Raw genomic sequence first — 15,039 nt, forward strand, 5'->3', positions numbered from 1 at the left:
ATTTTTTATTTTCGAATTACAAGTAAAAAAATTACATTCAGCGTTACAAAAACGATAATTCGGTCGTTTTTTCGCAGATAATTGACTTTTTTTCGTCTTCAGACTAATATCGAGATGTATCACTTATGGAAACGTTTCTATTTATTCTTTACACGGACATGTCACCTTATTCTTGTGACATCTGATGATGAATTCCCCCTAACTAATTCATGTCCCAATCACGTACTGGAAAGAGAGGGTTATTATGATTTTCAAACAACAATCAAACATGATTACCTTAACCCGGGATGACCTTAGTTATACGTTCCTGCCAACAGGAGACATCTTCGAGTTCACCCATGAGTCTACTCTCATTAATCAGTTCCAAGGCAATCCTGTAGATGGTTCAGCTAATAATATCTATCTGCGCGTGCATACGGAGCAAGGAATCAGCAGCTATCCTTTACTCGGAATCCGCTCGGGCTCCAAGCTATCCCATAGTCAAGACCACCTGATTTTTGAAGGTTCTATAGAAGCAATCAGCTACCGTGTCACCTTCGCGCCCGCCCGGGACGGAATCTGGTTCTGGCATATTCAACTCTCCGGCAGCGGTGAGACCGTGGATGTGATCTACGGACAGGATATCGGTGTCGCAGGCAAAGGCGGCGTGCTGGCCAATGAGCTGTACATGAGCCAATACCTGGATCACAGCATCTGGGAAGGCACGAACGGCTATGCCGTATGCTCCCGCCAGAACCAGCCGCAGGGGACTGCCTTCCCTTATCTGCAGCAGGGTGCAGTGGGTACCCGCGCAGTAGGCTATTCTACTGACGGTATGCAGTTCTTCGGCGTGTCCTACAAAGGCAGTTACGTGCCTGAGGTGCTCAGCCGCAATCTGCAGAACCGCAATTATCAATACGAGCTGGCCTATACCGCGCTGCAGACAGAGCTTATGACGCTGTCCGCTCCCGCCGAATTCGCCTTCTACGGGCTCTTCCGCCCTACTCATCCGGCTGCTGTAACAGAGCTAGAGTTCCAGGCCGAGCTGCAGGCAGCTTACGATGAAATCGACTGGAGCGCGGGTGAGGCTGCGCCGGCCAGAGATGTGCCTGTGCTAAGTACTGATATTGGCGCACCTTATGTCTCCGCCCAGTGGTCACAAGCTGAGATTGATGCGGCTTACCCTAACCGGAAGCTTGAAGAAATTGAGAACGGGGAACTGCTCTCCTTCTTCACGGATGAGCATGTCCATGTTGTACTGCAGCCCAAAGAACTGCTGGTTGAACGTCCGCACGGCCATATCATCACTACGCTGCTCGATAAAAGCCAAGTCGATAACAACCTAATTTCTTCCACTAACTATATGTACGGAATCTTCAACGGCCAGACGGTTGTCGGCAATACCTCTTTCCATAAACTGCTCTCCACACCACGCGGCCTGCTGAATATTCAGCGGAACAGCGGACAGCGGATCTATATCCGCCTGGATGGGGTCTACCGGATTCTTACGCTCCCGGCAGCTTACGAAATGGGCGTTAACTTTGCCAGATGGCATTACCAGGTTGAGGATGATCTGCTCACGGTTACCGTCTTTGCCGCAGCAGGCCAGCCGGATGTTGCCCTGCAGGTTCAGTCGAAGCTCGGCAAATCCTATGATTATCTGATCACGAACCAGCTTGTTATGGGTGAGCATGAATTCCAGCATCCGGTAAGAGTTGAAGCCAAGGACGGTATTCTGCAGGTTCTTCCTGACGAAGCGTCCGTGCAGCAGCTTCCTTATCCCGGTCTGCATTTCGATATCCAGCTTCCGGGAACTGCCTATACGTACAGCGATGACCGGATATTCTATACGGACAGACAGCCGCGCAACGGAACGCTGCTGACGATTTCCGTCACGCAGTCAGCAAGCTTCCAGCTTGTAATCCAAGGCCGGCTCACACAGGCCGACAGTCTTCCCCTGGTCTCTCCTTACACTCCGGAAACCGAGGAAGCGCTGTTTAAAGGCTTCTATGAAGCATTTACTTCGGGCTTCCACCTCCAGCTTGAAGGAGAAGAGCAGTCACGGATTGATATTCTGAACGAAACTGTATGGTGGTACACCCATAATGCGATGACCCATTTCATTATGCCGCATGGCCTTGAACAGCCGGGCGGAGCCGCATGGGGCACACGCGATGTATGCCAGGGGCCGATGGAGTATTTCCTGATGACCCAGCATTATGAGCTGGCCAGAAATGTACTGCTGAAGATCTACTCCCATCAGCTGTGGGAGAGCAAGGAATGGCCGCAATGGTTCATGTTCGACCAGCATCCGGTACAAGCCCATGAATGGCATGGCGATGTCGTACTCTGGCCGCTGAAATGCATCAGCGATTATATTATGGCTACAGGAGACTACACGATCCTTCAGGAACAGGTAGCTTACCACCATCTGGCAGATGCCCTGCCAAGCCAGCAGACCGAAACGGTGCTTGAGCATGTCAAAGCTGCTGTAGAGACGATCCGCGAACGCTTCGTACCGGGCACTTCCCTGATCAATTATGCCGGCGGCGACTGGGATGATACGCTGCAGCCTGCTGATGAAGCCTTGAAGACCAAGCTCGTGAGTGCCTGGACTGTCGCTTTGGCCTTCCAGGTCATCCGCAACCTGTCGCAGGTCACTACAGCCGATGCCGAATTCTCCGCCAGCCTTGCTGTAATGGCCGAAGAGATGAAGGAATCCTTCCGGACGCTGCTGATCAAGGATGGCGTAATCGCCGGCTTCGCCTACTTCCAGGAAGACGGAAGCATTGATTATATGCTTCATCCGCTGGATCAGCAGACGGGCATTAAGTACCGGTTACTGCCGATGACACGCAGTATCATCGCTGAACTGGTCACCCCTGAACAAGCGGTTGCCAATTTCCGCCTGATTGACGAGTATCTGAATCACCCGGATGGCGTACGTCTGATGGATCGTCCCGCCCGCTATGAAGGCGGCGTAAGTACGATCTTCCGCCGTGCCGAGCAAGCCGCCAGTGTCGGCCGCGAGATCAGCCTGCAGTATGTACATGCTCATATCCGCTACCTCGAAGCTTCCGCCAAGCTTGGCGAAGCAGACCGCGCCTGGGAAGGCCTGTTCCAGATCAACCCGATCAACATCCGGCAGAGCGTCCCTAATGCCCAGCTGCGCCAGAGCAATATGTACTTCAGCAGCTCGGACGGGAATTTCCCTGACCGTTACAGCTATCAGCAGAACTTCGATCAGCTGCGCGACGGCAGCGTAGAGGTCAAAGGCGGCTGGCGCCTGTATTCCAGCGGTCCCGGAATCTATCTCAACCAGCTCATCTCAGCAATCCTGGGTATCCGCTTCAGCGAAGAAGAGCTGATCATTGATCCGGTACTGCCGGCCAGTCTTGACGGACTGCGCTTCACTTATGAGTGCTTCGGCCGTCCGTTAACCTTTGTTTATCACATCGGCTCAGGCCCGGCTCGTACTCCGGAGCTGCATGCAGCGGGAGTTGCGGTTACCGGCCAGGTCCTGTCCAATCCGTACCGCCCGGGTGCCGTAAGCATCGCCAAGAACAACCTGCTTACACTGCCTGGTGATGAACTGCATATCTATTTGGCACAATAATATATACAGACGATAACTTTCAGTACGCTTAACGAAGGAGTTAGCCATGACTAAACCGTTTATCCAAGATCTCGTGAACGATATGACACTAGACGAAAAGATGGCCCAGCTAACCCAGCTCGGTCCTTACTATTGGGGTCTGGATGATACCGTGGATTTAACGGGTCCATTCAAAGAATTGAACATCAAGCCGCAGGTGATGGAGAACATCGGAAGTGTTCTGAACGGCATTGGCGCACGGAATGTCATTGAGCTGCAGACCCGGCATCTGGAATCCAGCCGCCAGAAGATTCCGCTGCTCTTCATGGCGGATGTCATTCACGGCTACCGGACCATCCTGCCGATTCCGCTGGCGATGGGCAGCAGCTTCGACCTTGAAGCCATCGAACGCTTCGCTGAAATCGCAGCCAGAGAGAGCGCCGCTGCCGGTATTCACGTCACCTTCTCCCCTATGACTGACCTCGTGCGCGATCCGCGCTGGGGCCGGGTGATGGAGACCTCCGGTGAGGACCCTTACCTGAACGCCCGCGTGACCGAGAGCATGGTCCGGGGCTATCAGGGTACAGACCTGAAGGAGCCGGGGCGGATCGCAGCCTGCGTGAAGCATTTCGCCGGCTACGGCGCGCCCGAAGGCGGCCGTGAATACAACACGGTGGATATGTCCACCGGTGTACTGCGCGAATTCTATCTGCCGGCTTATAAAGCTGCAGTAGATGCCGGTGTCGCAATGGTCATGGCCGCGTTCAATACCATTGACCGGATTCCGGCCAGCGGCAACAGCAAGCTGCTGCGCGGAATTCTGCGGGAGGAATGGGGCTTTGACGGCGTGACTATCGCCGACTTCAACTCTGTGAATGAGCTGGTGCCCCATGGCGCTGCGCAGGATGGCCGCGAAGCCGCCCACAAAAGCCTTGCCGCAGGCCTGGATATCGAGATGATGTCCACGCACTATCTGAACCACGGGGCCGCACTGGTCGAAGAAGGGCTGCTCGATATCAGCCTGATCGACGAAGCGGTCACCCGGGTACTGGAGCTGAAGGATGCCCTCGGGTTGTTCGACAACCCGTTCAAAGATGCCGATCCGGTGGCAGACGAAGCGGATAAGCCCAGCGCTGAGCACCTGCAAGCTGCACGGGAACTCGGTGCAAGCTCGGTGGTGCTGCTGAAGAACGAGAATGAAGTGCTGCCACTGAAGCGGGGGATGAAGCTCGGTCTGGCCGGTCCATTCGCCACCTCTATTCATGTACTGGGCGGCTGGGCAGGCGCCGAGAAAGATCCGGCAGTCTCCCTCTACACCGGCATCACCGGCAAAATCCCGGCAGCAGATATTGTTACAGCGATGACCGGCGAGCTGGGAAGCATGCTGGAGGGTGTCTTCGATGTGGAAGACCACGCTGAGGAAGCCTTCGAACAGCTGAAGGATTGCGATGTCATTCTAGCCGCTGTCGGCGAGAATCAGCATGACACCGGGGAAGGCGGCAGCAAAGCCAGCCTCCGGCTGTCCGCAAACCAGGAGAAGCTGATCCGGCGTCTGAAGGATACCGGCAAGCCTGTCGTCACTATCGTATTCAGCGGCCGTCCGCTGGAGCTTGCGCCAGTGCTTGATGCAAGCGACGCGCTGGTACAAGCCTGGTTCCTGGGCAGCGAGTCGGGGAATTCCATTGCGGATGTGCTGTTCGGCGATTATAATCCGTCCGGACGCCTCTCCATGAGCTTCCCTTACTCTGTAGGACAGATTCCTGTGTACTATAATGCTTATCAGACGGGACGCCCGTATGATCCCCAGTATCCGAATGTGCGTTATGTAACCCGGTATCTGGATATCCCGAATGATCCGCTGTTCTGCTTCGGCTATGGTCTGAGCTACTCCAGCTTTGTTTACAGCAGCTTCAACGTTGAAGCTGCGGCTGATGGCCGGGTGCTCGCCTCCATTGAGGTAGAGAACACTTCGGAGGTTACCGGCAAGGAGACCGTCCAGCTCTATATCCGCGATGTTACCGCAAGTGTGGTCCGTCCCGTGAAGGAACTGAAGGGCTTCAAGCAGGTTACCCTCGCCGCGCATGAGAAGCAGGTTATCACCTTCGAGATCACCCGCGAGATGCTGATGTTCTACGGCCAGGACGATGAGCTTGTGTTCGAGCCTGGAGACTTCGATATAATGATCGGCCGGAACTCCGGCGATCACGCTACGCAGCGGATCTGGATCGGCTGAGATGTTGCTAATGGCTGCACTTAGCCTCAGGCAGGTGAGTACAGCTTCAGTTAGCTGCATATAACTTCAGGCGGGTGAGCACAGCTTCAGATCGCTATCCATAACCAGCTAGCTGTACACCAGAAAGCCGCCTATAGCTGGCGGCACACCAGAAAGCGCCAATCTTCCTCACCTTAGGGTGTAAGAGGATTGGCGCTTTTTTGAATTTTCTATGCGGCTTCTGTAAGTTATGCTCCTGTATGTTATGAACCTGTCAGCAGCTCTATATCCAGCCGGGCAAAAGTATCCTTCCACTCCCGGGTGCAGCCGCTGTCGGTCAGAACCATGGAGATATGTTCCAGCGGGGCAATCTGCGCAAAGGTAGTGACTCCGAATTTCGAATGGTCGGCGACCAGAATCGATTCTTCGGCCCGTTCCATCATTTTGCGGGAGATGAGTGCTTCTTCAAGATGATAATCGGTAATTCCTTCTGAGAGTGACAGACCTCCGGCAGAGATAAAAGCCTTATTCACCTTGAACTGGCCCAGCAGCTCATGAGCAGTGATGCCTACAGCCGCCTGATAAGCGGCATTCACCTCACCCCCGGCAAAAATAATCTTTCCCCGAAACTGTTCCAGCGCACAGTTCAGAACCGGAACCGAGTTGGTAATGACCGTCACGTGGGCGCGGTCTGTAAGCTGGCGCATAATCTCAAGCGTGGTCGTCCCGTTATCAAGGATTACTGTCTCGCCATCCTGAATAAGCGAAGCCGCGAGCCTGCCAATGGCCTGCTTGTCCGTCAGATTCATCTGGGAGCGCTTCATGAAGGTGGGTTCATTATTCCCGGAACGAATCCGCACGGCTCCCCCATACACCTTGCGCAGACGCCCTTCCTTCTCCAGACGGTCGAGATCGCGCCGGATCGTCTCTGTGGTTACAGCGAACCGCTCAGCCAAAAAATGCACCTGCACTTTCCCCTCCAGATCCAGCTGGGAGAGGATGGTCTGCCTGCGTTCTTCATAGGTCAGGGACATGTATGATTCCTCCAGTTATAGTGAATTCGCGTTCGCGAATGCTAATTACCTTATCCGATTTAGGTTATCCATATGTATATGTAATGTTGTTTTGAGTGTATTGTTGTTGATTTCCTCAGTATATGGAGCCGAATCCCACTTGTCAATGCAACTGCTTTTATCAAAAGATTTCTCTAGTGGACGAGTATTCTGCTTACGCTTACGGATCAGAAACTTTAATTCCTTAAGTTTCTTTACTCCACCAATGCTCCCTGCACTTAGCGTCATTATCTTCTGTTCACACACATGCCTGCGGTTTGCGTACGTATCGAAGGTGGCATGAATTGAATAGTTGTATTTCGTACAGTTAAAAGTTAGCTAAAGCGTGAATTTATTGCGATAAATGTATTCTGTACAACTAAACATGGCGTGTAGCGATCATTCAGGGAATGGCGGTCTATTTAATTGTATAGAATGCAGTTAAAATGCTCTGGCGCACCTATCCGGTAACTTTAGTTGTACAAAATACAGTTAAAGCCTGCGAAGCGAGAAATCGCTCTGCTTCAAGCAGGAGTAAAGTTCCGCACCGGTTATACTTCCAACTATAGTTCTATTGCACTTTCTGCAGCAGATAGCCCCTAAATCCGCCGAAAAATAGAATCTAATGCACTCCGTACACTAGAATTTTATGAAAGGAGTCTTTTGGAGCGAAATGAGAGGAATCAGTTGTATGAAATACAGCAGAATAAGATTTCACACCGGTTTGAGTGAATTCTATTGCAGAAAGTGCAATCCATCCAATTATAGATTGACAGAAACGGATTATCGCCCTAAAATCAACATGAAACAACATAATAAAATACAAAACAACACAAAAGCACTTTAACACCTAATGAACTAAATTCATAACTTTATTCAGGCAGAGAGGGGATTTTCACATGAAGCACAAATTATCATTCCGCCAGGACGGAACCTTTACCATCGTACAGTTCACCGATCTTCACTGGATGGATGGAAGAGCGGAGGATCAGCGGACGAGGGAGCTTATGGAACGCGTGATGGAAGCGGAGCAGCCGGATCTCGTTATTTTCACAGGAGATCTGATCTATACCGGACCTGTCCCGGAAGGAGAGACGGCATGCGAGCAGCCCAAGCAGGCATTCCGGGAGGCTGTGGCTGCTGTAGAGAAGAGCGGTACTCCCTGGGCCTTCGTCTTCGGCAATCATGATACCGAGCAAGGTGTCTCCTATAGTGAGCTGATGGATATTGCACTGGAGCATCCCCACTGCCTGGCTGAAGCAGGTCCGGCAGAGCTGGCCGGTTCTGGCAATTATACGCTTGAGATCGCGGGCACCGGCACTACGGCGGGCGCCATTCTCTATATGCTGGACACCGGCGCCTACTCCGGGCTTGCGCAGATTCCCGGCTATAACTGGGTCCGGCAGAGCCAGATCCGCTGGCTGACGGAGCAATCGGCCCGGCTGAATCCCCAAGCAGGTGAGGACAAGCTGCCTGCACTGGCATTCTTCCATATCCCGCTCCCGGAATATGCCGAGATGTGGTCCACGCAGACCTGCTACGGCCATAAATTCGAGCAGGTCTGTGCTCCGGTGCTTAATTCGGGACTCTTCACAGCTATGGTGGAAATGGGCGATGTGGCAGGTACTTTTTGCGGACATGATCATGTTAACGACTTCACCGGCAGCCTGCATGGCATCCGGCTCAGCTATGGGCGGGCCACCGGCTACAATACTTACGGGCGGGAAGGCTTCATGCGGGGTGCACGTGTCATCCGGCTGACTGAGGGCGATAAGCAGTTCGAGACTTGGCTCCGGCTTGAGGATGGCTCGGCTCTGCTGGAACAACCCTCCCATCCCCCTGCACCTGCCGCTGATGAACACTAATCATTTCTTAAGGGGTTGAAATTTAATGCTGCTGCCAATTCTTTTGGTTCTGGCTTCCGGGATGTGTCACGCGGTGTGGAGCATGTTCACCAAAAGAAGCCGGGACAAAAGCATCTTCCTCTGGTCGATCATGATGATCTCTACTATTCTGCTGCTCCCTATCCTAATAACCGAGCTGTGGACTCATCCGCTTGCAGCCGGAGCTTATGCCCTGCTGCTGCTGTCTGTAGCAATGCAGGCCTTGTATTCCTGGCTTTTATCCAGAACCTATGAGATGGGTGACTTATCACAGATATATCCGGTGATGCGGGGGACGAGCACGCTGCTCATCCCGCTGATCGGTGTTCTTTTTCTGGGTGAATCGCTGTCTGTCTATGGATGGGCCGGTATTGCCTTCATGCTCGGCGGATTCGCAGTGCTCAGCGGACTGGGCTCCAGAAGCTTAACCACATCCCTCTCTGCATCCACATCCGCCGCCTCCCGGAAGTCCGGATATACGCCGATTCTTATGGCGCTCTGCGTGGGACTCTGCACAACCTGCTATGTATTCGTCGATAAGCTGAACCTCCAGCATATGTCTCCGCTGGCGCTGCTTGAGGTCACCAATATCGGTTTTGTCGCCGGTCTGACTCCGGCAGTCCTGAAATCGCGCAAGCTGCTTGAGGAGTGGAAGAGCAACAGGTTCACCATCCTGCTGGGAAGCGTGCTGAATCCGGGCTCATATCTGCTGTTCCTCTTCGCGCTGCAGCAGGCGCCGCTCGCCCATATCAGCCCGTTGCGGGAGATCGGAACCATATTCGCTACGTTCCTGGGCATCCTCCTGCTGAAAGAGCAGCAGGGCTTGCGGCGGATTCTGTGCTCTGTAGTCATCTTCGGCGGCATTCTGCTTATCGGGGTATGGGGGTAAAGCAGGCACCCGCCATTTCCCGGCAGGATAACCTCGAAACATGTCGAATAAAGAACGTATGATGAAGACTAACTTACGAAAGCAAACCATGATCAATACCAAAAGCATATTGAATCTGAAGCATGCTCTGTTGCTGCTATTATATCTGACCCTCCTGATCAGCATACGTTATCTGTGGTTCAACGCGTATGAGGCGGCTGAGCATCCGGAAGCAAAGCAGGGTGTCCTGGATATGCGGGGCTGGGACTTCGAGAATTCCCGGTCTGTGCGGCTGGATGGTGAATGGGAATTCTATCCCGGCCAATTCCTCACCTATGAGAGCTTCGCGGGGCAACCCCCGGATGCGCAGCAGGTTGTGCAGGTTCCCGGCGACTGGAGCAGCGGCTTCCCTGAGGAGGGGCACTCCTCCTTCGGCTACGGCACTTACAGGCTGCGTATACTGGTAGACCCGTCGCTGCAGAAGCCTTACGGCTTCTGGATTCAGCGTATCCAGGCAGCCTCCAGCATTGAGGTTAACGGGCAGACCGAAGGCAGCTTCGGGCAGCTGGCCGCAAACCGTCAGGACTATAAACCTGAGGCGGTCTCCTATACAGCAGCCTATAATGCGGCAGGACAGCAGGAGATCACACTGCTGGTCCGTGCGGCCAATTACGACCACCCGCTGGAAGGCGGGATTGTCCGCTCCATCCGTTTCGGCTCCCAGGCAGCGGTGGATACGGAACGGATGTATTCTATCGGCTTCCAGATGGTCACCTTTGTGATCATGCTGCTGCATGCGATGTATGCGGGAATTCTATTCTTTTTCAACCGCCGGCAAAAAGCGTTCCTGGTGTTCTTCCTGCTGCTCCTGGCGGTAGGTGCTTCAATAGTGACCGATAATGATACCCTGCTGCTGCTCTGGCTGCCAATCAACTATACCTGGGCGCTGAAGCTCAAAATGCTGGCTTATCCTGCGATCTCCCTGTTCATGCTGCTGCTGACCCGGAGCTTCTCTGCGCAGGAGCGGCCAGGCCGTTTACTCAAAGGGTATCTGCTTGTCCTGTCCCTCTATACCGTCTATATACTGGTGCTGCCTGCGCAGTACGCCCTGTATGCAAGGCCCTTCTTCTCAGTACTCTACCTGCTTCCGGTCGCAGGCGTCGTATACTCCATTGGCCGCATGGTTGCCCGGCAGGAGCAGGACTCCGTATTTCTGCTGTTTGCCGCCGCGGCTATCGGCTCCAGTGTCCTTGGCGGATCCTTGGAATCGAGCAGCAAAGCAAGTATTCTGTATTATCCGGTAGATGTCATCGCAGCCATCATCGGGTTCTCCGCTTACTGGTTCAAGCGGTATTTCCGCAATGCAGAAGAGAACCGGCTGCTTAACCAGCAGTTGAAGGAAAGCGATCATCTGAAGGACCAGTTCCTGGCGAATACCGCACATGAACTCAGAACACCGCTGCACGGCATCATCAGCATCGCCCAAACCGTAACAGCGAAGGAGAAATCCCTCCTGGATCATCAAAGCTACCAGGATCTGGAGCTGCTCATTACCATCAGCCGCCGGATGTCCCATATGCTGAATGATCTGCTCGATGTGACCCGTCTGCAGGAGAAGCGGATTGTATTACAGCGTGAACCGCTGGCCATCGGGCCGCTGGTAACCGGAATTCTGAATATGTTTGAATTCATGACGGACAGCAAGCAGCTGCAGCTGCGTAACGAATTACCCGCTTCCCTGCCGCCCGTATGGGGTGATGAGAAGCGGATTGTGCAGATTCTCTATAACCTGCTGCGCAATGCCATCAAATACACGCAGGCCGGAACAGTCACCATATCTGCCGAGGTTACCGGCAAGACCGCAAAGATTAGCGTGTCCGATACCGGTATAGGCATCGACAAGGAGACACAAGCGAGGATCTTCTCCCCTTATGAGCAAGGGAGTAAAGGCATCAATGACGGAGGCGGAATCGGGCTCGGCTTAAGCATCAGCAAGCAGCTGGCAGAGCTTCACGGCGGAGACCTTACCGTGGATTCCGAACCCGGGAAGGGGTCCATGTTCACCTTCACCCTTCCCCTCGCATCTGCTACTGAGGTCCGGCATGCGCCGGAAGAGGCCGCTGCTGCAAGGATGAATGACAGCCCGGACATGGAAGACCTTCTGCTTGAACAGGGGAGACTGTTATTCCGGCAGTCTGATACCAGCAGTATCACTGCAGTTGCATCACAAGAGATCCCTTCGCACCCTCAGATGCAGCTGCAGGAGACCTCCATGACGGCCAAGACTCTTATTCTCGCCGTGGATGATGATCCGGTCAATCTTAAGGTGCTCGCCAGCATACTCTCGGATGAACAGCATCAGCTGGTCACGGTCACCAGCGCCCAGGAAGCCCTGGAGCTGCTCGGCACCGAACCCTGGGACCTGCTGATCGCCGATGTCATGATGCCGTACATGTCCGGCTACGAGCTAACGCGGATCGCCCGGCAGCGCTTCTCTGTCTCGGAGCTGCCGATCCTGCTGCTCACTGCCCGCAATCAGCCGGTGGATATCTATACAGGGTTCTTATCCGGAGCCAATGATTATGTCGCGAAGCCTGTGGATGCTCTGGAGCTGAAATACCGGGTCCGCTCCCTGACCGGACTGAAGCAGTCTATTAATCAGAGCCTGCGGCTGGAGGCTGCATACCTGCAGGCGCAAATTCAGCCGCACTTCCTGTTCAATACGCTGAACGCACTGCTGGCCTTAAGTGAATTCGATCTCCCGAAGATGCGTGATCTCGGAGAGGCGTTCTCCTCCTATCTGCGAATTAGCTTCGACTATATGAACTCGCAGCAGCGGGTCGGACTGTCCCATGAGCTGGAGCTGGTCGAGTCCTATCTGTTTATTGAGAAGGCCAGGTTTGACGAACGCCTGCAGATCGAATGGGATGTGGAACCGGGGATCGAGCTGCTCCTCCCGCCGCTCACCCTCCAGCCGCTGGTCGAGAATGCGGTCAGACACGGCCTGCTGAGCCGGAAGGCCGGCGGCCTGCTGCATATCCGCATTCACCGCCGGCAGGGGTACACATCGTTTGAAGTAGAGGATAACGGCAAAGGGATGCCTGACGAGCAGGTTCTTCATCTGCTGGACGACAGCGGACTCGGCTTGCCTTCCCGCGGCATCGGACTGCTGAATACCAACCGGCGGCTGACACAGCTGTATGGCCAGGGACTGGTCATTCACAGCCAGCTTGGAGCCGGCACCACCGTTTCTTTTGTCATTCCGGAGCGAGTGCATCAGCACTCTTAATACTCCATTCACCAATACATATAAGGGCCGTGGATTTGCATTGATCCACGGCCCTTATATGCTTTTATGACATCAGCTTGTCCCATAGCTGCTGATAAGACTTATACACCTGCGGGTACTTCCGATTCATTTGCCGGATGCCGGAACCCTTCCGTGGTGAAGAACTCATAGGCTTTGGCCTGTACACCCGGGTATATGCTTTTGTCTTTGAACAGCCGGTCGGTTTTCTTCCAGCCTCCCTATAGTTCAGCATTAGTCCATAATAGAATTCTTATAACCAACACCTCACCAACACTATGTAAACTTAATTATATACAAGATTGGCTGGGAGGGCTCAAGTAATATAGTCTCCCGCCGGCTTCGACAATACCGTACAACTTACTGGCCAGTCGCTGTGGGAGTGACGGAATACGCCGATTCCCCATACTTGATTCGTTACCGGCAGTATGAAAGCTCCCAAGGATGTACAGTAGACATAAATATTGTACGTTTTGCAACTTTGATTGATTGGTAGCAGGGTATTCGGGAAGATTGTTGTATGAAATACAAGAATAATCCGGCTAGACCGCTGAATAAAGTTGAAATCCTGCCTTTTATACAACAATTTTGGATTTAGGCGGATATGATGACGGAAATGTTGTATTATGGGCAGGATTTTATAAAAAATCAACAGATCACTACCACATAAAGCCGATGAACCAAGGAATTCCTGCGAATACATCAGCCGCCCGAAAGTCCAAATATTCGCAGGAAGCAATCCTTATTACTTCCCCCAGAGGCACCCACTATAGTAGAGTAAGGGGGCTCTGGCAGGACAGACATTTATCAATGAAGAATATACAACCAGCTAAGGTAGTATATAGAAATAACTATTTTGTACCATTGTCCCTGCCACTTATATCCGATATCGTAGGCTATAACACACCTATGGAAGGGGGCAGATGTCACCCCATGCAAGCATCACAGCCTTCATTATCCGCAGGAAATGGCAGTGCGCCGAAGACCACACGGTTGAAAGTTATCGATATGGTCCGCGGCATCACCATCCTGCTGGTTGTCGTTGGACATGCCGGCCTGACTCCAGCTGTACTGAACGATATGTTCAGAGATTTCCGCCTCCCGCTGTTCTTCATCGTCTCCGGTTACTTATTCAGCGCCTCCAGGTATTTTGACAACCTTAAGCTATTACTGCGGACCAAGCTCCTGACTCTCGTCCTCCCCTACTTCACCGCCGGGCTGCTGACTTACTGCCTCTGGGCACTCCTGCGGATGCTCGCCAGCGACCATAGTCCGGGTGTTGGCTGGGTCCAGCCGCTGGCCGCCCTCCTCTACGGTAACTATTCCGATGGACTGCTGCTGAACATCCCCATCTGGTTCCTGACCTGCCTGTTCGTCACACAGATCGTCTTCTGCATCACCATGCGCTACATACACACACGCTCCTGGCAGCTCCAACTCGGGATCATGCTTGCCTTAAGCCTGACCGGCTACGGCCTGGGACGGGTTATCTTCCTGCCCTGGAACATCGATGTGGCCCTCGTCGCCCAGCTCTATGTGTTCATCGGCTATAAGCTGAAGCAGCATCAGGCACTGAGCAATATCCGTATTTTCAATCTGAATACGCTAATCCTGCTGTTCATCTTCCTGGCTGCCGCCTACTTCAACTCCTATGTCGATATGAACAACCGGGTGTACGGCAACCTGCTCCTCTTCTACCTCGCCGGTATCGCCGGAAGCCTGCTCGCCATCAAAGGCACCCAATTACTGTCCAAATCTAAATTATTCGCGGCCCTCCTGACCTACATCGGCCAAGAATCCCTGGTCATCCTGATCTTCCATTACGGCGTCTTCATCCTGCTGCTGAACTTCCTCGAACGTTATGTGCTGGGGACCTATCTGGGCTGGTTGCCGACCACTATAATTGCAGTAGCCGGATCGCTCGCCTTGAACCTGTTGATTCAGAAGGTACCGGTGCTTAGCTTGCTGATTAGCGGGAGGATGGGGAAGGGTAGTAGACAATCATCCTCTGAGCACGATGGCAGAAATGCTATTACACTAACTGGTGGATAAACGTACTGATTTTCCTATACAACGAAAAGAAGACCTTGGGTACTCTCACTCACCAAGGTCTTCTTTAGATTATTATAGTTATATATCTATT

The 15,039-nt window shown here is 53.1% G+C and carries 7 protein-coding genes; 6 read left to right on the forward strand and 1 reads right to left on the reverse strand.

The window, feature by feature from the left end; translation table 11 throughout:
• Positions 1-244 precede the first annotated feature (244 nt).
• Both P40081_RS29195 and bglX read left to right on the forward strand, forming a co-directional pair.
• Positions 245-3,595: a GH36-type glycosyl hydrolase domain-containing protein gene (locus P40081_RS29195; RefSeq protein WP_042139627.1), complete on the forward strand. Its 3,351-nt coding sequence runs from the start codon at positions 245-247 to the stop codon at positions 3,593-3,595.
• A gap of 46 nt (positions 3,596-3,641) precedes the next feature.
• Positions 3,642-5,807 (forward strand): beta-glucosidase BglX, encoded by a 2,166-nt coding sequence (gene bglX, locus P40081_RS29200; RefSeq protein ID WP_042139628.1) that lies wholly within the window; start codon positions 3,642-3,644, stop codon positions 5,805-5,807.
• A gap of 242 nt (positions 5,808-6,049) precedes the next feature.
• On the opposite strand, the gene P40081_RS29205 is transcribed toward bglX, so the two are convergent.
• Positions 6,050-6,820, reverse strand: coding sequence for a DeoR/GlpR family DNA-binding transcription regulator (locus P40081_RS29205; protein ID WP_042139629.1), 771 nt, complete (start codon positions 6,818-6,820; stop codon positions 6,050-6,052).
• Positions 6,821-7,737: 917 nt separating this feature from the next.
• Between P40081_RS29205 and P40081_RS29210 the strand changes: the two genes are divergently transcribed.
• The 4 genes from P40081_RS29210 (at position 7,738) to P40081_RS29225 (ending at position 14,948) form a co-directional block, all read left to right on the forward strand.
• Positions 7,738-8,703, forward strand: a complete 966-nt coding sequence (locus P40081_RS29210; protein ID WP_042139630.1) for a metallophosphoesterase family protein — start codon at positions 7,738-7,740, stop codon at positions 8,701-8,703.
• A gap of 25 nt (positions 8,704-8,728) precedes the next feature.
• Positions 8,729-9,610 carry a DMT family transporter gene (locus P40081_RS29215; protein WP_042139632.1) on the forward strand — a complete coding sequence of 294 codons (882 nt, stop codon included), beginning with the start codon at positions 8,729-8,731 and terminating at the stop codon, positions 9,608-9,610.
• Positions 9,611-9,650: 40 nt separating this feature from the next.
• Positions 9,651-12,878: a hybrid sensor histidine kinase/response regulator gene (locus tag P40081_RS29220; RefSeq protein WP_231575213.1), complete on the forward strand. Its 3,228-nt coding sequence runs from the start codon at positions 9,651-9,653 to the stop codon at positions 12,876-12,878.
• Between the two features lie 951 nt (positions 12,879-13,829).
• On the forward strand, positions 13,830-14,948 hold the full coding sequence (locus P40081_RS29225) for an acyltransferase family protein (protein WP_042139633.1): 1,119 nt from the start codon (positions 13,830-13,832) through the stop codon (positions 14,946-14,948).
• Positions 14,949-15,039: the final 91 nt, after the last annotated feature.

The sequence above is a fragment of the Paenibacillus sp. FSL P4-0081 genome (assembly GCF_000758565.1).
Taxonomy (GTDB): domain Bacteria; phylum Bacillota; class Bacilli; order Paenibacillales; family Paenibacillaceae; genus Paenibacillus_AQ; species Paenibacillus_AQ phytohabitans.

Coding starts and splice junctions, on each gene's coding strand:
- P40081_RS29205 (WP_042139629.1), bottom strand. CDS start 6,820: ATGTCCCTGACCTATGAAGAACGCAGGCAGACCATCCTCTCCCAGCTG.
- P40081_RS29215 (WP_042139632.1), top strand. CDS start 8,729: ATGCTGCTGCCAATTCTTTTGGTTCTGGCTTCCGGGATGTGTCACGCG.
- bglX (WP_042139628.1), top strand. CDS start 3,642: ATGACTAAACCGTTTATCCAAGATCTCGTGAACGATATGACACTAGAC.
- P40081_RS29220 (WP_231575213.1), top strand. CDS start 9,651: ATGTCGAATAAAGAACGTATGATGAAGACTAACTTACGAAAGCAAACC.
- P40081_RS29210 (WP_042139630.1), top strand. CDS start 7,738: ATGAAGCACAAATTATCATTCCGCCAGGACGGAACCTTTACCATCGTA.
- P40081_RS29195 (WP_042139627.1), top strand. CDS start 245: ATGATTTTCAAACAACAATCAAACATGATTACCTTAACCCGGGATGAC.
- P40081_RS29225 (WP_042139633.1), top strand. CDS start 13,830: ATGCAAGCATCACAGCCTTCATTATCCGCAGGAAATGGCAGTGCGCCG.